Here is a 20,434-nt window from a genome sequence, read left to right on the forward strand (position 1 = left end):
ACTAATTTTCAACCAAAAAGCTAATCAATAACTAGACTATTGGGCCTATGATCACTACGAGAAATATTCCTAATAAACATAAAACAACATACACTAAACAAATCCATACATTATGATCAAACATCTTTGGCTATTTGTGGTCGTATCCTACATCACAACTGGCTGTAGTACATCACAGCGCACCCAAAATCAAGATACAGAAGTTTTCGACAATGGAGCAGTAGTTACAGCTCACCCCCTTGCTTCAGCTATCGGCTTAGAAATATTACAAAAAGGAGGCAATGCAATAGATGCCGCTATTGCCGTCCAATTTGCACTAGCTGTAGTATACCCCAATGCTGGAAATATAGGAGGGGGAGGCTTTATGGTATACCGGGATAAGAATGGAGAAGTATCGGCACTAGATTTTCGGGAAAAAGCCCCCTCTGGAGCTAGCAGAGATATGTATCTAGACAAACAAAATAATCCTATAGTAGATCTAAGTCTATATGGTCAGCTCGCAGCTGGTGTTCCCGGGTCAGTAGCAGGGATGGATGAAGCCTATAAAAAAAAGGGTAGCTTACCCTGGAAAGAACTGCTAGCCCCAGCGATACGTCTAGCAAAAGAAGGCTTTCCCATTACAAGGCAACAGGCTGGCGAATTCAATCGTTACAAAGAAAGATTCCAACAGCACAACAAACAAGGAGCGGCTATCATCAAAGAAACGGAATGGGAAGAAGGCGATCTGTTTATTCAAGCACAACTTGCCGAAACCCTAGAACACATCGCTCAACACGGTCGTGATGGTTTTTACAAAGGCCCAACAGCCGACTATATCGTCGGGGAGATGAAACGAGGGAATGGCATTATTTCCCACAAGGATCTCGAGGATTACCAAGCAATCTGGCGTGCCCCTATAATAGGCTATTACAAAAACAACAAAATTATTTCGATGCCACCTCCATCAAGCGGGGGAATCGCCCTACTAGCGTTACTCCAGTCCATCGAGAACTATCCTCTAAAGCAATGGGGATTCCAATCCGACAGTACAGTACGTGCTATTGTTGAAGCAGAGCGTAGAGTCTATGCAGACCGAGCTACTTATCTCGGAGACCCTGACTATTACAAAGTACCTGTGACCGAACTCACAGATGCCACTTTCAACAAAAACAGAATGGCTGGAGTTTCATTAGCCAAAGCAACAGATAGCGAAAAGGTGAAAGCAAGTACATTCCCGGGATATGAATCCGAAGAGACAACACATTTTAGTATTGTAGACAAAGATGGAAATGCTGTTTCTCTAACCACCACCATAAATGGATCATATGGATCTTGTGTTTGGGTGGATGGTGCAGGCTTTTTATTGAACAATGAAATGGATGATTTTTCCGTGAAACCGGGCTCACCAAATATGTATGGTTTATTGGGAGGTAAAGCGAATGCCATAGAACCGGGCAAACGCATGTTGTCCGCCATGACACCCACCATTATCGAAAAAGATGGAAAACTAAAAATGGTCGTGGGCACACCTGGGGGATCTACTATTATCACCTCCGTATTGCAGACCATTCTAAATGTATTAGAATTCGATATGACTGCACAGGAATCTGTAAATGCACCACGTTTTCATCACCAATGGAAGCCAGATCATATTGATGTGGAAGAAAAAGCAATAGACGCAAAAACGCGTGCTAGCTTAGAAAAAGACGGGTACAAAATCAATAAACGCAGTGCAATAGGACGTGTAGAAAATATCGTTGTCTTGCCCGACGGTCGACTACAGACAGGCGCCGACCCGAGGGGTGACGACAAAGCTATGGGCTATTAACCTAGCCCTCGCCTAAAAATCGCTCGTCGATTTGCTTGTTTGCTTTAGCACCCAAGACTTTTAGATTCTCAACCTTCCGGACTATATTCCCTGGTCCGGAAGAAAGTTTACGCATGGCCTCACCATGCTTTTCAGCAGCCTTATCGAGGTGGGCCTGTATCTGTTCCATATCGCCCAAAAATCCGACAAATTTATCATAAAGCAATCCCGCTTCGCGTGCAATATCTAGTACATTCCTATTCTGACGCTCCTGCTTCCAAATCGCCGCGATAGTACGTAAAGTCGCCAGTAGCGTTGATGGACTAACTATCACGACCCTCCTATCCCAAGCATCTGAAAACAAATCCGGCTTATGCATTACCGCCACACTTAATGCCGACTCTATAGGCATAAACAGCAATACAAAATCTGGAGAATGTATACCATAAAGGCTATGATAATTCTTTACAGAGAGTTCACGTACGTGATTCTCTACCGATTGAACATGGGCCTTGAGGTACAAAGCCCGTTCCTCATCCGTATTTGCATTTACGAATCTGTCATAGGAAACCAGTGATACCTTCGCATCTACTACCAGCTGCTTGTTATCGGGTAAATCAATGACCGCATCGGGCTGTAAGCGCCTCCCCTGTTCATCTGCAAGAGCGACCTGCATACGATACTCTTGGTCTCGGTTCAACCCTGAGCGCTCCAATACCCGTTCCAAAACGACCTCTCCCCAATTCCCCTGCTTCTTGGAATCGCCTTTTAATGCCCGCGCTAGATTTCCAGCTTCATTCTTTATTTCCAAACTCTGCTGCATCAATTGCTCAACGACCCCTTTCAACACATTACGTTCCGCAGCTTCTTGATTGTAAGTCTTTTCTACCCGTTCTTCAAAACTTTTGATCTTATCTTTCAACGGATCCAACAGCTTGCCCAATTGTTCCTGATTATAGGCCGTAAATTTTTGGGTTTTTTCTTCTAGAATCCGATTGGCTAACACCTGAAAATCAGCATTAAACTTTTCCTTAATCTGTGCTATTTCTTCTTTTTGTTCAACATATTTTTCTTGTTGTGCTTGTAGGTAGGCATTCGTCCCTTCCAGGGTTCGTTCTACAGCCTGTCGTTCCTGTCGCTCCTTTTCTAACATGCTTTTTAATGACTGTGTTTCAAGAGTCAATAACGAGACATGATGTTCGGCAGTTGAAGCCTTAACCTCCATTTGCTGTTTTGCTTCAACCGCCTGCTGATAATCTCCTGCTGACACAGCTCTGCCATTACGCCACATCAGATAAGCACAGACAACCATAAGAATTGCCAATATAAAAAACAGTATATACTCCATAGTATCAGAAATAGGAACAGCTATTGTAATTTTTGATGGGTCCGCCACCATAAATCAGGCATTTCGCCAGCTACAGCAAGCTGATAGTCCTCATAACGGCAAGGAACCAGATAATAACGTTCATTAATAGATTTTGTGCCGAAATAAGGAACTTGCATCCACCAACGATCCGACTTTTTACTTTTCACAAAGACCAACTCATGTTCTTCGCTTTCTAACTGTGTACGATAAATGATATAAGCTGACTTTGGAATCAACGGAGCATCATTTTTACGATTATAATAACCATCTACAAAACACCAGATCATCTGTGAAACCAACATTGCCGTCTGTTCCATAGGATCGAAAGTGGGATTGAATTCGTAGAAACCAATGGAGCTACATTTGTCAGACATTCCAGCGTATCGTGCCAACTGACAGGCTTCATCCCCAAAAAGACCATTAGGTACTGCATTGGCATTACCTGGAGCTTCCGAAGCGCGAATTGCACCAATATCAAAGCTAATAAGATCTGCTGCACGGATGATAGGCTCTGCCTGATCAAGTTTACCTGCAATCATACCGACCCGCTGTGCATTAAAAAAGAGTTTATCATACATATTAATAGACTCTTTACTAACTAAGTAGGTCTGATAAGCCACATTATTTAAATTGAATAAATAATCAGGTTGGTGCAAGATAATATGATTCAGGTAAGTCTGTGAATTCAATGGCGTCTCTTGGGTACTTGCCTGATCAAGGTCAAACTTAGCATCGACAATAGCAACCTCCACCCTTTGCTCCAAATCTTCATAGCCTCTATACTGCGCATAGGTCAGATCTTGTCCCCCTCCAATAATAATAGGAACAATATCAGATTTAACCAGTTCTTCAACCACTAGCCGAAGAGCGGCATACGTGTCTTCCACACGACTACCTGGCTTAATATTCCCTAAATCAGCTATCGCTACAGTGTAATCACCTTGATACAACTCGTACAAATGCTTCCTTACCGCATTAGGAGCCTTTGCCGCCCCCTTGTTGCCAATGGATTGCCTATCTTCCTCAACCCCCACAATCGCAAGGTGCGGTCTGCTGTCTGGATTGTCCAACACAGGAAATTCATCCGTATATGCCTGAATGGAATGCCCAAATTGAGAATTGAAATATTCGCCGTTGACTGAAAAATCAGTAATAGTGAGGGGAGAGAAAAAGTCTGCTAATGACATAGATTTAAGTGAAAGATCAGAAGTAAAAGTATAAAAACCACATGCATTCTGTTGCAATCAGGTTTAGCTAAATCTCGCTATATTACAAAAATGCATTAATTAATACAGGAAACGGCTAAAAAATATCCACAAAATGTGGGAAAGTTGATTAATTTGCATAGGAATTAGCAATGGGTTATCTTTGAGAACATCAAGTATTTCAACAATAAAATAGCAAGTGATATTAGTAACAGGAGGAACAGGTTTTTTAGGCTCGGCAGTGATAAAACGCCTAGTTGAAAAAGGAAATGCGATAATAGCCCTAAAAAGGGAAAGCTCATCGATCCCCGATAGCCTGAAAGCGTCATCCTTGATTGAATGGATAGACGCCGACATTACCGACTATTTCGCCCTAGCGGACATCTTCAGCCGGGTCACACAGGTCTATCACTGTGCCGCCAAGATCTCTTATCAAAAACAAGATGCCAATCAAATGTTGCATGTCAATGTGCAGGGTACCCAACATATTGTCAATCTATCATTGGAATACAAAGCCCGGCTCGTCCATGTCAGTTCAATAGCTGCACTAGGCACAAACAAACTCGGCAGACCAGTCGACGAAGAGGACAAATGGGAATATGATATTAATATGTCCAACTACTCATTATCAAAATACAAGAGCGAACTAGAGGTATGGCGTGGGATCACGGAAGGCTTGGATGCCGTAATCATTAACCCTTCTGTCATCATGGGAGTCAATCCGGCTAAATCTGGCTCTGCTGTCATTTTTGACCTGGTAGACAAAGGAATCAAGATCTATCCTCCGGGTTCGGTAGGGATTGTAGATGTTGATGATGTTGCGGACATTATGACCCTGCTAATGGAGCGTACAGACATTACAGCCCAGCGTTATGTACTAAACAGTGAAAACATTTCTAATAAGCAACTGCTAACAGACATAGCGGACCTGCTTGGAAAAAAAGCACCGACAATAGCAGCAAAACCATTTATGCTTCAGCTCGCATGGCGTGTTGCAAAACTCCTGGCTAAACTAAAGGGAAAAAAGCCTACACTTACAAAGGAATCTGCCTATGCCGCAGCAGCAAAGCTAGCCTACTCTAACGCAAAAATTGTCAAAGAAACAGGATATACCTTCAAACCTTTAGCCCAGACACTGCAAGAAATAGCAAACACATATTCATAAAACACATACAACAACCTAAACCCAATGAAACCTAAAGGAGTTCGACCATAAGGCCCCTAGAGGTATCATTCTAAAACCGTTTATTGCAATGAAAGATTATTACATCATTGATTTTGACAGCACCTTCACACAAGTGGAGGCTCTTGATGAGCTTGCCCGGATATCACTGGAAGGTGATCCCGAACAAGAAAAAGTATATCGGGAGATCGAACGCTACACCAACCTAGCTATGGAAGGTAAAATTTCATTCCGCGAAAGTCTAGCTGGCCGTATCAGTTTACTGAAAGCCAACAAAAGTCACCTGAACAAGCTAATAACCCACCTTAAAAAAAAGGTTTCCAAATCATTTGATCGCAATAGGGAATTTCTGAAGAATAATACGGACACCGCATGGATTGTTTCGGGTGGCTTTAAGGAATTCATTACCCCCGTCGTATCGCCTTACGGAATAAAAAAAGAAAACATTTATGCGAATACGTTTCTTTTCGATGACGAGGGGAATATTATCGGCTATGACGACACTAACCCTTTATCGGATGAAGGGGGGAAAGTCAAGCTCCTTCAAGAGCTTAAAATCCAAGGGCGCCTCTTTGGAATAGGGGATGGCTACTCTGATTTCCAGCTCAAAGAATCTGGTTTGATCGAGAAGTTTTTTGCTTTTACAGAAAACATATCCAGACAGAGCGTTACTGAAAAGGCGGATCACGTCACGCCAAGCTTTGACGAATTTTTATATGTCAACGATCTTCCCCGTGCAATATCCTATCCTAAAAACAGGATCTTATGCCTCATTGTCGGCGATGTACCCGAAATATCAAGCCACATACTGAAGAGAGATGGATTCTCCATCAGAGTCAAAGACACCTTTGAAGAAAAATACACAAAAGATGTAGGTATGTTATTGTTAGGTCCTGGAGTTGACATCGCAGACGAACAACTAGAAAGAGCGGCAAAACTAAAAACCATCGGTTATCTGGGAGACGTCAAAGGCCACATGAGTAAACATATATGCAGTCAAAAAGGTATTGTCGTCTTTGATGACAAAAAAAATAAAGCGCACAATGCTGAGTTTATTCCAAGACGTATGGCCGAATTTATCAATAATGGAGATACCGATCAAAGTCGAAACTTCCCCAACCTTATACTTCCAAAAAAGATAAAAGGCCATCGCTTACTTCATATCCATAAAAATGTACCAGGGATAATGGCACAACTCAATAGTGTCTATGCGGAAAATGAAATCAACATTCTAGCTCAATTTTTGATGACACGAGGCGATATTGGCTATGCCGTAACAGACATTGATACCAACTACGATAAAAGTCTGTTAAAACAGTTAAAGCAAATAGACGACACCATTAAATTCCGTGTATTATATAAATAGAGATAATTAGGACTAAGCATACTATTTACACGCACGTGATTACAAGCATGTGGATTGACGAAAGTTTTTTGTAAATTCACGTCGACAATTAACACTAAAAACATTTGTATATGAACAAGATAATTCTTTCAATAACAACAGCGGCATTGCTTTTCCTAGGAACAGAGCTAAGCACCGCACAGGTGAAACTACCTCCTTCAAGCAGTAGCCAAACTATTACTCAAGGGTTAGGTATTAAAGATATCGTATTGAGCTACCAACGTCCCAACAAAAACAACCGTGTGATTTTTGGCGGACTTGTTCCTTATGGAGAGGTATGGCGCACAGGCGCCAACAATATCCCTAGTATTACATTTGCGGAAGAAGTGTCTATTGAAGGCAACAAGGTGCCAGCTGGTACCTATGGATTATTCACTATTCCTAACAAAAATGAATGGACTATTATCCTCAGCAAGAATGTAAAACAGTGGGGCGCCTATCAATACAAAAAAGAAGAAGATTTGTTACGTTTTAACGTAAAGCCACAAGTGCTGGCAAATAATGTAGAAACGTTTACCATTGCATTTGAAGATGTAACGGTAAAATCTGCAAAAATCACATTAGCGTGGGAAAAAACTAAGGTAGGCTTCAATATCACCACCGATCAGTCAAAAGAAATTCTTGCTAATATTGACCAGGCTATGCTAGGCGAAAACAAGCCTTATCTTCATGCTGCACAATACTACCTGAACAACGGTTTGGATATCAACAAATCGGTCGAGTGGATCAAGAAAGGAGACGAAGGAAATACTTCGGCCCCACACCTGAAATATTGGAAAGCTAAAATATTAGATAAAGCCGGAGACAAAGCTGGAGCACGAAAAGCAGCACAGGAAGGTATTGAAATGGCTACGAAATTAAACAATCCGGAGTACATCAAAATGAACACGGAAATGTTAAAAGCTATAAAATAAACTATTGCATATAGCTTATTTGACGGTCATCGTATGAATATAATACGATGACCGTTTTTTTTGGAAGTGTCTGCTTTATTGATTTAACATTGTATTTCAAGGCTTCAATGAGCTCTCTTCGTTCGGTTTAATGGACACCAAGAGGCTTGCCTGTCTGTTGGTGATCCGTCAGCTGGCGGACTAAGAAAGTTTTAGAAGACAAGCGCCTGATATAATACTTCGACAGGATGCACGGCACCGACACCTGTACCATCTTTAATCTGGTGCCGGCAACTGGTCCCTGGTGCGATAACAATCTCTCGTTCTTCTTTTCGCTTGACCGCAGGAAACAGGACTAAGTTTCCAACCTGCATCGACAGATCGTAGTGCTCACGCTCGTACCCAAATGAGCCAGCCATACCGCAGCATCCCGATGATATTACCTTCACCGTTGCTCCTTTCATAATCTTCAATACACTTTCAGTATAGCCTTGTAGCTTCCAAGCTTTCTGTTGACAATGGGTATGGAGCAAAATATGACGTTCACTTTCATCAAACATCGATGCAGAAATATTCCCCTTTTCATACTCTTTAACGAGAAACTCCTCAATGAGCATGGCATGTGGAGCAATTCGTCTTGCATCGGCTTCCAGTTCAGGAGAAACCAAGTCTACATACTCATCACGGAATGTCAGTATTGCCGAGGGTTCTACAGCCAATAACGGCGTATCTGCCGACAAACGGGAAGAGAATATTTTAACATTCTTATCTGCTAGTTTTTTAGCATCACGCAACAAGCCCTTGGACAGTAATGCTCTTCCACTCGGTTCATGAGGTATAAGTAACACCTCATACCCCAGCTTCTCCAAAAGCAAGACAGATTTCTGCCCGATTTCTAAATCATTATAATTGGTAAACTCGTCACAGAAAAAATATACAGCTCCTTTTGACTCACTTTCCTTACGAGTTGGTTTATCCCTAGTCAAAAACCATTTTCTCAAAGGCACTTTCCCGAGCAAGGGCAAAGTTCGATCTGTAGCAAAACCTATCATACGCTTGGCCAGTTTGCCAACAATAGGGTTCTGAACGGACCAATTGTAAAAGCTCGGAACATAAGCCATCAGGCCCATCATTTTATCCACATGACCTATCATCCGGCTACGCAATGGCACACCATGCGCATCGTAATACTGTTGCAGAAAATCGGCCTTCATTTTGGCCATATCGACACTAGAAGGGCATTCAATCTTACATCCTTTGCAGCTGAGACATAAATCCATGATCTCTTTTATTTCTGGATGATCAAATGGATTTTCCTTTGTCGAATGTGTCAAAAACTCCCGTAGGATATTAGCACGTGCACGCGTAGTATCCTTTTCATTCCGGCTCGCCATATAAGAAGGGCACATCGTACCTCCAGACAATTCTGATTTCCTACAATCACCAGAACCGTTGCACTGTTCTGCGTGCCCCAATATATCTTGTCCAGGATATCTAAAAACCGTTTTCAGCGTGGTACGTGCGGCTCCTGGTTCGTAACGCAGGAAGGTATTCATTGCTGGGGAATCCACAATCTTGCCTGGGTTGAAGATACACTCAGGATCCCATTTTTCCTTAATATCTTTTAGCAACTGGTAATTGCGATCACCGATCATATAAGGGATAAACTCACCACGTAACCGCCCGTCCCCATGTTCGCCACTCAGCGACCCTTTAAATTTCTTGACCAATTTTGCAATCTCCAGAGCAATTTCTCTAAAAAGTCGATTCCCCTCTTCGGTCTTAAGATTCAAGATAGGACGGAGATGTAACTCGCCTGTTGCAGCATGCGCATAATGCACAGAGTACAATCCATATTTTGCTAAAATCGTATTGAACTCCGCAATATAAGCTGGGAGATCTTCAACAGCTACTGCCGTATCCTCAATTACGGCAACCGGCTTTTCATCGCCTGGCATGTTGCTCAATAAACCCAAACCTGCCTTGCGCAAATCCCAAACCTTCTTTCTATCACTTCCGAAAATAATCGGAAAATAATACCCAACTCCCGCTTTTCGCATAGCAATCTCCACTGCAGCGACTTTTTCCCGAATATCCTCCTCATTATCACCCTCATATTCAACAATCAAGATTGCCTCAGGTGTACCCTCAACAAAAAATCGATTATGCCGTTGTTCTAAATTACTCGCCGTACACTCCAAGATATAGTGGTCCATAAGCTCACTCACCAGTGGTTTATGTTCCAATGCAATCAGATTGGCCCGTAAAGCCTCGTCCAGTGTCTTGAAATGAACACATAACAAGCCAGTAGGGCGCGTTGCTAATTTATCAACATGAACCTTAATCTCTGTCATAAAGAACAAAGTCCCCTCAGAGCCGCAAATAAGCTTACAGAAATTAAATTGGTCCCCACCAGCTGTAAATGGATCGCTTTCTAACAACAGGTCGATCGCATAACCTGTATTACGTCGATTGATACTTGGCTTGGGAAATTGTGCACGTATCTCTTCTTGATTACTATAATCTCCCAGTATGGTTCGGACTTGCCTATAAACCTCTCCCTCTAATGATTGTAAATCACATTTAGCAATAAATTCATCAAAAGACAAGGCTTTAAAAGAAGTTTTAGTCCCATCCGAAAGAAAACCATGAACCTCTAATGTATGCTCCCGTGTACTGTGGTAAATCAATGAATTCGAACCACAGGAATTATTTCCGACCATCCCCCCTATCATAGCCCTATTCGCAGTCGAAGTTTCTGGGCCAAAATAAAGTCCCAGAGGCTTTAAGAACATGTTCAGCTCATCCCGAATCACCCCCGGTTGTAATCTGACCCACTGTTCTACAGCATTTACTTCCAAAATATTGGTAAAATGCTTAGATACATCAACCACGATACCTCCTCCTACAACCTGTCCTGCCAAAGACGTTCCTGCCGTACGCGGGATGAGCGACGTTTTATTCTCTAGCGCAAATTCAATAAGGTGTCGAATATCAGCTTCGCTCCGCGGTAATGCAACGGCCAGAGGCATCTCCCTATAGGCAGAGGCATCCGTTGCATAGAGTGTACGCATCATCTGATCGCTATACAGCTCACCCTCCATCAAATTCGCTAATTGCTGCAACCTCTCTTCCACAATCAAACTTCTTAGGATCCCTTTATCTGTGTTGTATAGGTACTTTCGAAAATCTTGTCCGCATTATTTGTCTCGAATCCATCTCTCCGATGCACAGGGCGAATCTCCTCTTTGGACAACCCCTTAAATTCTGGCAACACGCTACGCTCAGCAAACTCCACATAACTACCTGCTATCTCCAACGTCTTTCCGTCAGAGAAAGTAGCTTTATACAAAGCGGAGACTGTACTGCTTTGTCTCAACAAACCATCATCGCTAGTCTTGATAACTCCTCCTGAGTTATTTAACTTAACACCAATACTCGTTAGAAACGCGTTGAATTCTTCTAACGTATTATACCCGTCTTTCAACTCATGAATACTGATGGTATAATGATTTAAATAATACCTGTTATAAATAACCCAAGCTGCGTACTCGCTCTCCTCCAGCAACAATTTATAGTCCTCTGAAGTCGGCAAATCCCACAAAGGTTTCTGAAGAAAATCCGCTACTTCCTGTCCATTCTCTAGATTGATCGAATCAACCGGGTCTTCGACAATAGGTGAGGTATATTTCTGAATAACCTGCTGTACTTCAGGGCTCAGATCCTGAACACGCAACTCCGAAACGAATATCCGTGGATATCCTTCCTGTGGAGGAGCAAACCAATAAGCATCTAATTTTTTACCCTCAAAATAGAAATAGTCCTTTTTTTGATAACCAAAAGCCAAGAAAATTTTTTCAAAGGACTTGATTCCCAAATGAGGTACCCCTAGTGTACGAAAAGCGATATGGTCATTGACAATATCTTCCTGCGAGTTTACAACTCCTTTTTCTAATAGGGCTTGGGTGATTTTATTGACATCCGAAACATTTGCTCTATAATGATCAAATAGATCATTCAACACAACATCTAGCGGTTTATTTTCATCAAAATGCATATGACCAAAATTTAAAGTTTATACTACAGTAAATTTAGCAAATAGATTTTAATAAATCACGAAAACAAAAGGTTTATCGAACAAAAATCAGCCATATTAATGTTTTTTAGAAAAAAATTCTAAAAAAACACTCTCACACAGAATGCTACAACTCTTCCTTCAGGAGTTCTTCCAATTCTTCAGGACTTAGGTTCATATTTACATTCCCATCTTTGGCAAATGAAATTTCTCCTGTTTCTTCAGAAACAATCACAGCAACAGCCTCAGACACTTCCGTAACTCCTATCGCTGCGCGATGCCTTAACCCAAACTGAGGGGGGAGGTCCTCACTATCTGACAAAGGCAACACCGAACTCGCTGTCATAACTCGAAAATCGACAATAACAACAGCGCCGTCATGCAAAGGACTATTCTTAAAGAAAATACTCTCCAACAATCTCTTTGAAACTGGCGCATCTATATATTCTCCACTGGATTGATAGTACTCTTCATCAAAATACTTAGAAAAGACCAACAAAGCTCCTGTCCGCGATCGGGACATACTCCTACAGGCATCAATGATAGGCTTGATTTTTTCGGAATGATCCTGCTGTGCTGTTTTCTTCGCCCCTAAGAAGGTCCAAAAAAACTTCTTTCTCCGCATGGATATATTTTTACCGACATGGAGTAAGAAACGTCGTATTTCCTGTTGAAAAACTACAATTAAAGCAATGGAACCTACAGAAATAAATCCTCCGAATATTTCTGTCAGAAGACGCATTTCCAATTGTTTGACCACGAGATATATCCCATAGAACAACCCCACCCCCAATAAGATGTTGACAGCAATCGTACCCTTTATCAAGCTATACACATAATAAACAATGACAGCTACTAAAAAGATATCAATGATATCCAATAAGCGAAATCCATCTAGGAGATTAAAACTTAGTCCTTCCATTTGTTATGCAATTTAAAAAATTTAATACTAAGATTTATCTCTCTTTCCTAGTTTTATAAATGTAATACCTCGATTTCCATCGTCTGATCTTCATATCGTGTAAATATTAGGAAGTTTCTTAGTGACATAAGACATAATCTAAAGTCTACGAATTAAGCCTTAAAGCGATTCTTCAATTATCAATTAATAATACCAGTACTATAGGCATAAAATACACATCTTAGCTAAATCTCGCCTGTGAAGATTTTGGCATTAGTAGGCGGAAACTCTACACTTACAGCCAAAATGTCCGAGCGAGGAGTTTTGGTTAATTTTGCGGTCAAAAGTACCATGCCTTGTGCTGGCATAGAGGCGTCAAAAAAATCTTTTCTTTTTTAATTATCTTTGTACTAAACATAATGACAACCATGACAAAACTATCCGTAAATATCAACAAAATAGCTACCCTTCGTAACTCAAGGGGCGGTAATACCCCCAATGTACTTTCGACGGCATTAGCCTGCGAACGCTTCGGTGCCGAGGGAATCACTGTCCATCCGCGTCCCGACGAAAGACATATCCGTTACCAAGACGTCTATGACTTAAAAGCCGAAATTCAAACAGAATTCAACATAGAAGGCAACTGTCAGGAGCAAAAATTCATTGATCTGGTTTTAGCCAATACCCCTACACAAGTAACTTTGGTTCCTGATGCTACCGGACAATTGACTTCTAACCATGGCTGGGATACAATTACACACAAAAACTACCTCAAGGAGATGGTCAGTCTATTCCAAAACGAGGGAATCCGGGTTTCTATTTTTGTAGACCCCGTCGTAGAAATGATAGAAGGAGCGGCAGAAACAGGCACCGACCGTGTTGAACTTTATACAGAAGCATATGCTTCGGAGTTTGGCTTTGATAAAGAGAAAGCTATAGCACCATACTACCGAGCAGCCGTAAAAGCACGCGAGCTTGGGCTAGGCCTGAATGCAGGCCATGACCTAGATCTAAATAACCTCGCCTATTTCAACCAGCACATCCCGAATCTATTGGAAGTCAGCATAGGACATGCCTTAATCTCCGATGCGTTATACCTCGGTCTGGAAGAAACCATCAAACGTTATCTAGCAGCCTTGAAGGCATAGTGAATAAAACCTTGCAAAAGGGTAAAAAGCAAAACCGTAAAGATTATCTAACTAATCTTTACGGTTTTGTATTTAACACTACGATCCGTTGTTTACGAATTTACAGTCTCAACATCTAATTCTAGAACTACTTTATTCCTCTAAAGATTCTATTCCAACGGATTTTACTAAAGAACGTTCCATCTTTATCCCAGCTCAACCAAGTGAATAGAGCTTTACCGACGACGTGATCTTCTGGAACAAATCCAAAGTCACGGGAATCGAGCGAATTATCTCTATTATCTCCCATCATCCAATAGTAATCCATTTTTATAGTGTAGGTATTTGATTTTACACCATTGAGATATATACCGTCAGCCTGCTTTTCAAGTTTATTACCTTCATATACGGTAATCAAACGTTGATAGATCGGATAGGTCAGGTCATTTAACTGAACCACATCACCTTTCTTAGGCACAGTAAGCGGCCCAAAGTTATGGAAGTTCCAATTGTACTGTGCATCCTTCGGAAATGCAGGACTATCATTATTGTAAGGAACAACTTCTGTCACAGTAGACCACCCTTTCACTTCTTCGATTTCTTCCTTCGTAACATGCAACAAATAAGCAACAATACGTCCATTTTCATCTGGAAGCTCCATATACTCAAAACGTTTGTCCACCAAAATATCCGGATTCAGACCACGCTCATCCGTGTATACAATATATGCCGTCTGCACATCCGCAGACCCAAAACCAGGCTTACCATTTACCATTAGGTTGCCACCCTTCATCTCTACCACATCTCCTGAGACACCAACAGCACGCTTGATATAATTCTCACGCTTATCTACAGGACGGTTGAAAGGAGCATCCGCTTCCATAGGGAAGTTAAACACCACCACATCATTACGCTCTATATTTTCAAATCCAGGTAATCTTTTATAGGGGATCTTAATCAATTCAGAATAAGCTTTCCCTCCTGTAACCGGCATGGTATGATGTGCAAACGGAAATGCTAACGGTGTATTAGGAATGCGTGGTCCGTAATTCAATTTACTCACAAAAAGGAAATCACCGACCAACAGGCTACGTTCCATAGATCCTGTCGGAATCATATAGGCCTCAATCAAAAAACCTCTAATCAACGATGCTGCCACAGTAGCAAATATAATAGCATCCGCCCACTCACGCGCTACAGTTTTCTTGTACGGATATTTCTTCTTAAACTCCTCCGTATTAGATTGTCCCAAATACTTTACAGTAGTATCTCGGCCCCACATCGGAAGAACGATAAACGGAACCAAGACCGCAGCTGCATTCTCCCAAAAACGGCGTTTACCAAAAGACTTGATCAAATCGAGGTAAAAACCATAGAATATAAATATATTTACGATAGGTACAAACAGCCAAACAATCCACCAGGTAGGCCTGCCTACCAATTGTGCCATCACATACTCTCTATAGAACGGCACGATAGCTTCCCAGCCCTGCTTTCCTGCTTTTTTAAATAATAGCCATAATCCATAAAGCGAAATGACCGTTAGTAATCCAAAAATTATATACCACATAATAGTAAAAATTAAAAGTCAGAAATTAAAAACCCGACCGAAAGCCAAAAGTTATCATCATGACTTTATTATATGTCGACCGATCAATTTATATGTTACAGTAATAATAGTTATTTATTAAAATCAAAGATTTCTGTGACCTGAAAAAAGCCTTTACGCCCCTTAAGCCATTCTGCTGCCACGACAGCCCCTAATGCAAAGCCATCTCTATTATGTGCGGTATGCTTAAATTCAATCTGATCTACCTCAGAACTATACAAGACAGTATGCGTCCCAGGCACCTCTTCTATCCTCAGGCTCTCGATCAGTAGCTCGTCTGGCTTATTAATAAGGTCACTATCTTCTCCCACCACTTCATTTACCCAAGAAGACTTGGAAGAACTATTTTCTATAATCCCTTCAGCAATGGTAATCGCTGTACCGCTGGGTGCATCCAGTTTGTGAATGTGATGAATCTCCTCCACTTGCACATCATATTGTTTGTACGGATCGACTGCCTGAGCCAACAGCCTATTGACGTGAAAGAATATATTCACACCTATGCTAAAATTAGATCCGTACAATAAAGACTGCTCAGCTTCTAGACAGGTCTCACGAACTTCTTGCATATGCTCATACCAACCCGTAGTACCTACTACTAGTGGCAGATTGGATTCGAAACAAAGGCTGATATTCGACAAAGCTGCCTCAGGTGTACTAAAATCGATAGCGACATCGGCATCTTCTAAATCCTGTGCCGTAATGCTGTCTCTATTATGAGCATCCACAATAAGAACAACCTCATGTCCTCTCTTGAGCGCAAACTTTTCAATAAGCTGGCCCATTTTTCCATATCCGAGTAAAACAATCTTCATATCTTATGGTTTAATAACTGCCAAATTAACATTAATTATTTAATAGTAAACGTCAACTTCACTCCTGGCGTAAAATAATTGGCAAGATTAGGTTGATAGGCCATTGTCGGTGTTGTGGGCATCAAAGTGGGGGTTATTTTAAGTCCTAGATCATCTCCGATATTGTAACGGTTACGTAGCATGGAATCCGTATATGCTTCGACTACGTTACCGACCCACCATACCGCCGTAATCAAAACAGTCATATCCCGATTCCGTCTAAAATTATCCTTTTGTCGGATTATCCCTTCTTTACTTAAAAACCGTAAATCCTCATTCAACCAACCGTCAGTATGGTCAACACGATATGCGGCCTCCTTGGCAAACATCCGATAATAGTAATTCCAGTAATCAAACACAAAATAAGCTGTGATAAATCCGCCATAAATGATTGGCAGTTTGACCCAGACCCAGCGGCCACCATTGGTTATTTGCCCCCAGCCAGGTGCTATCGCCGAACGACGCCAGGCAACACGGGATACATGTTCTATCGCTAGTCGCGTAGAATCTTTAAGTATATCTTTATAATAGTACTTAGCCCGTTCCTTTTCCGCTTTTTCTCTTTCTTTACGTTCCTTCCTCGTTTCCTTTTTTACCGAGTCTTGAACCGCAGCCGTATCTAGACTCACCTTTGTTGAATCCTTAAGCTGCTGCAGGGAGTCTATCTGAGCATAGGTCCCTTGCATCGACAAAAAGAAAAATATAACGACTAAGAATTTAGGCATTACCAATCGAGCAATTCTAATATACGACTTAAATCATCCTCTGAGTCAAACGGGATCTCAATAGCTCCCTTACCCCGACTATTTTTCAAATTGAGACGTACTCGGGTAGAAAACCGCGATGCCAAGTCATCTTCTATTTTTTGGTATTGAAAATCCAGTTGCTTACCAACATCTTGATTCTTTTTAGGCTTCAACTGCTCCTGTATATTCCGCACGAGAATCTCGGCCATACGCACTGAAAGCCCTTTATCTATAATCTCCTGGAACACGTACAATTGCTTATCTACTTCACCGACGTTAATGAGTGCACGGGCATGCCCCATAGAAATCTGCCCGTCCCGGATACCAGCTTGAATTACTGGTGGTAATTTCAACAAACGAAGATAATTGGTTACTGTAGAACGGTTTTTAGAAACACGGTCACCAAGTTCTTCCTGTTTCAAATTACACTCTTCAATCATCCGCTGAAAACTCAATGCTACTTCAATAGCATTCAAATTCTCCCGCTGTATATTTTCGATCAGCGCCATCTCCAACATCTGTTGGTCATTGGCTGTACGAACATACGCAGGTATGTCTACAATTCCGGCTAATTTAGAAGCACGTAAACGACGCTCACCACTAATTAACTGATATTGATTTTTACTGACCTGACGTACAGTAATAGGTTGGATCAACCCCTGTAATTTGATCGAGTCCGAAAGCTCTTGCAACGCCTCCTCATCAAAATCTGTACGTGGTTGAAACGGATTGACGGCGATGTGTTCAACTTTAATAAAATTGATACTCCCCGCTGCTGCTCCTCCTAAATCGGCAGTCTCTTTTTGTGACGATGCCGACGAAACACTCATTTCATCCTGCAACAAAGCACCTAACCCCTTGCCTAGCCCTGTTTTACGTTGTAATGCTGCCATTTCTTATACGATCGCTTTTTCTTTATTCTGTTCTACTAAACCATTTTTCTGTAATATCTCACGAGCCAGATTCAAATAGTTCACAGCTCCCTTACAGGATGCATCATGCATAATCACAGAAATACCAAAACTAGGAGCCTCACTCAAACGAGTATTCCGTTGAATGATCGTCTCAAAGACAAGCTCAGTAAAATGTGTACGCACCTCTTCTACCACTTGGTTAGATAAACGTAAGCGTACATCATACATTGTCAGAAGAATTCCCTCAATTTCTAAATTGGTATTTAGTCTATTTTGAACAATTTTTATAGTATTCAATAATTTACCTAGTCCTTCTAGAGCGAAATACTCACACTGTACAGGAATAATTACAGAATCAGACCCCGTAAGTGCATTAATCGTAATTAATCCCAGTGAAGGAGAACAGTCAATGATGATAAAATCATAGTCATCTTTGATTTCATCCAACATTTTTTTCATTTTGTACTCGCGTTCATTGAGATTTATCATCTCAATCTCTGCTCCTACCAAATCAATATGTGCGGGCAAAAGGTCTAAAAAAGGAGTTTCTGTTGCTTGGATTGCCTCCCGAGGAGGTAAATCATTAACCAAGCACTCGTAAACGCTAGCCTTGATATTACGCGGATCGAAACCAATACCAGACGTAGAGTTTGCTTGTGGATCTGCATCCACTAGAAGCGTCTTATACTCCAAAACAGCCAAACTAGCCGCTAGATTTATAGAAGTAGTTGTTTTTCCTACGCCACCTTTTTGATTTGCAATTGCAATTATTTTTCCCATGAGATACCGAACCTTTTACAATTTTTGTTTACAAGTAGTGTTCTCCACCCAAAAATACATTTCCATTGCTTAGGAAATGCTTAAATGATGTTAAAATTACTAAATTTGAGAACTTCCTGATACTATTACTCAGGATGCTAAGATACAAAAAATTGGTTTACGATTTGACAAACTCGTTCATTGATTATTATAAGTAGCAACATTACAATGAATTTAATTATATCAGGAACAAATCGACTGGGTAGTAACTCATTAAAAGTCGCAGAATATTATAAAAAAGAATTGAACAAGAAAGGGGAAGACTGGCAGGTGCTATCACTAACTGATTTACCACACGACATTTTATTCACAGATCTGTACGGCAAACGGTCAACTGCATTTGCTCCTATTCAAGAATTGGTCGCTCGGGCTCAAAAATTTGTATTTATTATTCCCGAATACAACGGCAGTTACCCCGGCGTACTCAAGACATTTATTGACGCTTGTGCTTATCCTGTTTCCTTTTATCACAAAAAAGCAGCATTAGTGGGAGTTTCCACAGGAAAATACGGAAATATACGAGGGGTAGATCATTTTACAGGCGTATGTAACTACATGCGTATGCACGTCATGCCCTTAAAAATTCATATTCCAAGTATACAAGGAGAATTAAATAATGAAGGAAATCTACAAGAGGATACTACCTACAAGTTTGTGCAGGAGCAACTTGATGAGATTATCCGTTTTTAAGAAGAATTTAACGTCCTACTTTAATACGATCAAGGATACTATCTAGCGTATAGGACAAAGGCGACTCATGCAATGGATATTTACCAAGCCTATCCTTTTGTTCTTCATAATGAAACATGGTCCATTCCTGATTGTGGTATTCTAGTGCCGAGAGATTTTCAATCCAGTCACCAGAATTCATATACACACATTTCCCCTTCTTAGTCTCGACAGTGCGGATCTGTGGCTGATGGATATGTCCACAGAATACATAATCATAATGGCTTTCTATAGCTAACTCCGAAGCTGTTTGCTCAAAATCACCTATAAATTTTACGGCTTTCTTGACTGAGTTTTTTATTCTTTTGGACAAGGAGTATTTTTCACGTCCCATCCTATTCAATCCCCAGTTAATTAAATTGTTTAGCCGAATAAGCATATCATAACCCCAGCCCCCAAGTTTGGCCAACCATTTGGAATGTTGTACCGATGCATCAAAAACATCCCCATGAAAGAACCATGCTTTTTTGTCCCCCAGATGAAGCACCAACTTGTCCACCAATTTAATATTACCAAAACTGATATCCGAAAATTTACGTAACATCTCGTCGTGATTTCCAGTAATATAAATCAGCTCTGTCCCCTGATACGCCATATCAAACAAATATTTGATAACACGGAGGTGCTGATCCGGAAAATAACTTTTCTTAAACTGCCATATATCGATTATATCCCCATTTAGAATCAATTTTGAGGGCTTTATCGAATATAAATAATGTAGCACCTCTTTGGCTCTACACCCATAGGTTCCTAAATGAAGGTCGGACAAAACGACCAAGTCTACTTCTCTCTTCATAGTTGATTGATACAAATAAAAAG

17 protein-coding genes are annotated in these 20,434 nt (G+C 41.0%); 6 read left to right on the forward strand and 11 right to left on the reverse strand.

Annotated features, from left to right (window positions below):
- Positions 1-112: 112 nt before the first annotated feature.
- Complete coding sequence (gene ggt, locus JKG64_RS21375; protein WP_210356302.1) at positions 113-1,807, forward strand: gamma-glutamyltransferase; 1,695 nt, start codon at positions 113-115, stop codon at positions 1,805-1,807.
- A 1-nt stretch (position 1,808) separates the two neighbouring features.
- Here ggt and rmuC read toward each other — a convergent pair whose 3' ends face one another.
- Complete coding sequence (rmuC, locus tag JKG64_RS21380; protein ID WP_210356303.1) at positions 1,809-3,134, reverse strand: DNA recombination protein RmuC; 1,326 nt, start codon at positions 3,132-3,134, stop codon at positions 1,809-1,811.
- A 20-nt stretch (positions 3,135-3,154) separates the two neighbouring features.
- Positions 3,155-4,342 carry a formimidoylglutamase gene (locus JKG64_RS21385; RefSeq protein ID WP_210356304.1) on the reverse strand — a complete coding sequence of 396 codons (1,188 nt, stop codon included), beginning with the start codon at positions 4,340-4,342 and terminating at the stop codon, positions 3,155-3,157.
- Between the two features lie 217 nt (positions 4,343-4,559).
- On the opposite strand from JKG64_RS21385, the gene JKG64_RS21390 reads away from it, so the two are divergent.
- From JKG64_RS21390 to JKG64_RS21400, 3 genes are all read left to right on the forward strand, one after another.
- Positions 4,560-5,525 carry an SDR family NAD(P)-dependent oxidoreductase gene (locus JKG64_RS21390; protein ID WP_210356305.1) on the forward strand — a complete coding sequence of 322 codons (966 nt, stop codon included), beginning with the start codon at positions 4,560-4,562 and terminating at the stop codon, positions 5,523-5,525.
- 88 nt (positions 5,526-5,613) lie between these two features.
- On the forward strand, positions 5,614-6,909 hold the full coding sequence (locus tag JKG64_RS21395) for an HAD-IB family phosphatase (RefSeq protein ID WP_210356306.1): 1,296 nt from the start codon (positions 5,614-5,616) through the stop codon (positions 6,907-6,909).
- A gap of 110 nt (positions 6,910-7,019) precedes the next feature.
- The gene (locus tag JKG64_RS21400; RefSeq protein ID WP_210356307.1) at positions 7,020-7,862 is read left to right on the forward strand and encodes a DUF2911 domain-containing protein; all 843 of its coding nucleotides are present in this window, start codon (positions 7,020-7,022) and stop codon (positions 7,860-7,862) included.
- Between the two features lie 191 nt (positions 7,863-8,053).
- Here the strand turns inward: JKG64_RS21400 and JKG64_RS21405 are convergent, their stop codons facing one another.
- The 3 genes from JKG64_RS21405 to cdaA form a co-directional block, all read right to left on the reverse strand.
- Positions 8,054-10,978, reverse strand: a complete 2,925-nt coding sequence (locus JKG64_RS21405; protein ID WP_210356308.1) for an FAD-binding and (Fe-S)-binding domain-containing protein — start codon at positions 10,976-10,978, stop codon at positions 8,054-8,056.
- An 11-nt stretch (positions 10,979-10,989) separates the two neighbouring features.
- Positions 10,990-11,898, reverse strand: a complete 909-nt coding sequence (locus JKG64_RS21410) for a DUF1338 domain-containing protein (protein ID WP_210356309.1) — start codon at positions 11,896-11,898, stop codon at positions 10,990-10,992.
- A 145-nt stretch (positions 11,899-12,043) separates the two neighbouring features.
- Entirely contained in the window at positions 12,044-12,838 is a 795-nt protein-coding gene (gene cdaA / locus JKG64_RS21415) for a diadenylate cyclase CdaA (RefSeq protein WP_210356310.1), read from the reverse strand.
- Between the two features lie 407 nt (positions 12,839-13,245).
- Here cdaA and JKG64_RS21420 point away from each other — a divergent pair, with 407 nt between their 5' ends.
- Positions 13,246-13,965 (forward strand): pyridoxine 5'-phosphate synthase, encoded by a 720-nt coding sequence (locus JKG64_RS21420; protein WP_210356311.1) that lies wholly within the window; start codon positions 13,246-13,248, stop codon positions 13,963-13,965.
- Positions 13,966-14,092: 127 nt separating this feature from the next.
- On the opposite strand, the gene lepB is transcribed toward JKG64_RS21420, so the two are convergent.
- The 5 genes from lepB to JKG64_RS21445 all read right to left on the reverse strand — a co-directional run bounded on the left by lepB (position 14,093) and on the right by JKG64_RS21445 (position 18,847).
- Positions 14,093-15,514, reverse strand: coding sequence for a signal peptidase I (gene lepB, locus JKG64_RS21425; protein WP_210356312.1), 1,422 nt, complete (start codon positions 15,512-15,514; stop codon positions 14,093-14,095).
- A 110-nt stretch (positions 15,515-15,624) separates the two neighbouring features.
- Positions 15,625-16,368: a 4-hydroxy-tetrahydrodipicolinate reductase gene (gene dapB, locus JKG64_RS21430; protein WP_210356313.1), complete on the reverse strand. Its 744-nt coding sequence runs from the start codon at positions 16,366-16,368 to the stop codon at positions 15,625-15,627.
- A 35-nt stretch (positions 16,369-16,403) separates the two neighbouring features.
- Positions 16,404-17,132 carry a DUF5683 domain-containing protein gene (locus JKG64_RS21435; RefSeq protein ID WP_210356314.1) on the reverse strand — a complete coding sequence of 243 codons (729 nt, stop codon included), beginning with the start codon at positions 17,130-17,132 and terminating at the stop codon, positions 16,404-16,406.
- Positions 17,132-18,046, reverse strand: coding sequence for a ParB/RepB/Spo0J family partition protein (locus tag JKG64_RS21440; RefSeq protein WP_133586114.1), 915 nt, complete (start codon positions 18,044-18,046; stop codon positions 17,132-17,134). The genes JKG64_RS21435 and JKG64_RS21440 overlap by 1 nt, the downstream gene beginning before the upstream one ends.
- A 3-nt stretch (positions 18,047-18,049) precedes the next feature.
- Positions 18,050-18,847: a ParA family protein gene (locus JKG64_RS21445; protein WP_133586115.1), complete on the reverse strand. Its 798-nt coding sequence runs from the start codon at positions 18,845-18,847 to the stop codon at positions 18,050-18,052.
- Between the two features lie 207 nt (positions 18,848-19,054).
- On the opposite strand from JKG64_RS21445, the gene JKG64_RS21450 reads away from it, so the two are divergent.
- On the forward strand, positions 19,055-19,576 hold the full coding sequence (locus JKG64_RS21450) for an NADPH-dependent FMN reductase (RefSeq protein WP_210356315.1): 522 nt from the start codon (positions 19,055-19,057) through the stop codon (positions 19,574-19,576).
- A 7-nt stretch (positions 19,577-19,583) separates the two neighbouring features.
- Here the strand turns inward: JKG64_RS21450 and JKG64_RS21455 are convergent, their stop codons facing one another.
- Complete coding sequence (locus JKG64_RS21455; RefSeq protein WP_210356316.1) at positions 19,584-20,411, reverse strand: UDP-2,3-diacylglucosamine diphosphatase; 828 nt, start codon at positions 20,409-20,411, stop codon at positions 19,584-19,586.
- Positions 20,412-20,434 lie beyond the last annotated feature (23 nt).

Origin of the sequence: Sphingobacterium tabacisoli (genome assembly GCF_017908035.1) — a bacterium.
Taxonomy (GTDB): Bacteria; Bacteroidota; Bacteroidia; order Sphingobacteriales; family Sphingobacteriaceae; genus Sphingobacterium; species Sphingobacterium tabacisoli.

Bases quoted from the DNA above. Each gene is read 5' to 3' on its own strand.
- ggt (WP_210356302.1), top strand. From the start codon at position 113: ATGATCAAACATCTTTGGCTATTTGTGGTCGTATCCTACATCACAACT.
- JKG64_RS21445 (WP_133586115.1), bottom strand. From the start codon at position 18,847: ATGGGAAAAATAATTGCAATTGCAAATCAAAAAGGTGGCGTAGGAAAA.
- dapB (WP_210356313.1), bottom strand. From the start codon at position 16,368: ATGAAGATTGTTTTACTCGGATATGGAAAAATGGGCCAGCTTATTGAA.
- JKG64_RS21385 (WP_210356304.1), bottom strand. From the start codon at position 4,342: ATGTCATTAGCAGACTTTTTCTCTCCCCTCACTATTACTGATTTTTCA.
- JKG64_RS21420 (WP_210356311.1), top strand. From the start codon at position 13,246: ATGACAAAACTATCCGTAAATATCAACAAAATAGCTACCCTTCGTAAC.
- JKG64_RS21450 (WP_210356315.1), top strand. From the start codon at position 19,055: ATGAATTTAATTATATCAGGAACAAATCGACTGGGTAGTAACTCATTA.
- JKG64_RS21440 (WP_133586114.1), bottom strand. From the start codon at position 18,046: ATGGCAGCATTACAACGTAAAACAGGGCTAGGCAAGGGGTTAGGTGCT.
- lepB (WP_210356312.1), bottom strand. From the start codon at position 15,514: ATGTGGTATATAATTTTTGGATTACTAACGGTCATTTCGCTTTATGGA.
- JKG64_RS21410 (WP_210356309.1), bottom strand. From the start codon at position 11,898: ATGCATTTTGATGAAAATAAACCGCTAGATGTTGTGTTGAATGATCTA.
- JKG64_RS21455 (WP_210356316.1), bottom strand. From the start codon at position 20,411: ATGAAGAGAGAAGTAGACTTGGTCGTTTTGTCCGACCTTCATTTAGGA.
- cdaA (WP_210356310.1), bottom strand. From the start codon at position 12,838: ATGGAAGGACTAAGTTTTAATCTCCTAGATGGATTTCGCTTATTGGAT.
- JKG64_RS21435 (WP_210356314.1), bottom strand. From the start codon at position 17,132: ATGCCTAAATTCTTAGTCGTTATATTTTTCTTTTTGTCGATGCAAGGG.
- JKG64_RS21395 (WP_210356306.1), top strand. From the start codon at position 5,614: ATGAAAGATTATTACATCATTGATTTTGACAGCACCTTCACACAAGTG.
- JKG64_RS21400 (WP_210356307.1), top strand. From the start codon at position 7,020: ATGAACAAGATAATTCTTTCAATAACAACAGCGGCATTGCTTTTCCTA.
- rmuC (WP_210356303.1), bottom strand. From the start codon at position 3,134: ATGGAGTATATACTGTTTTTTATATTGGCAATTCTTATGGTTGTCTGT.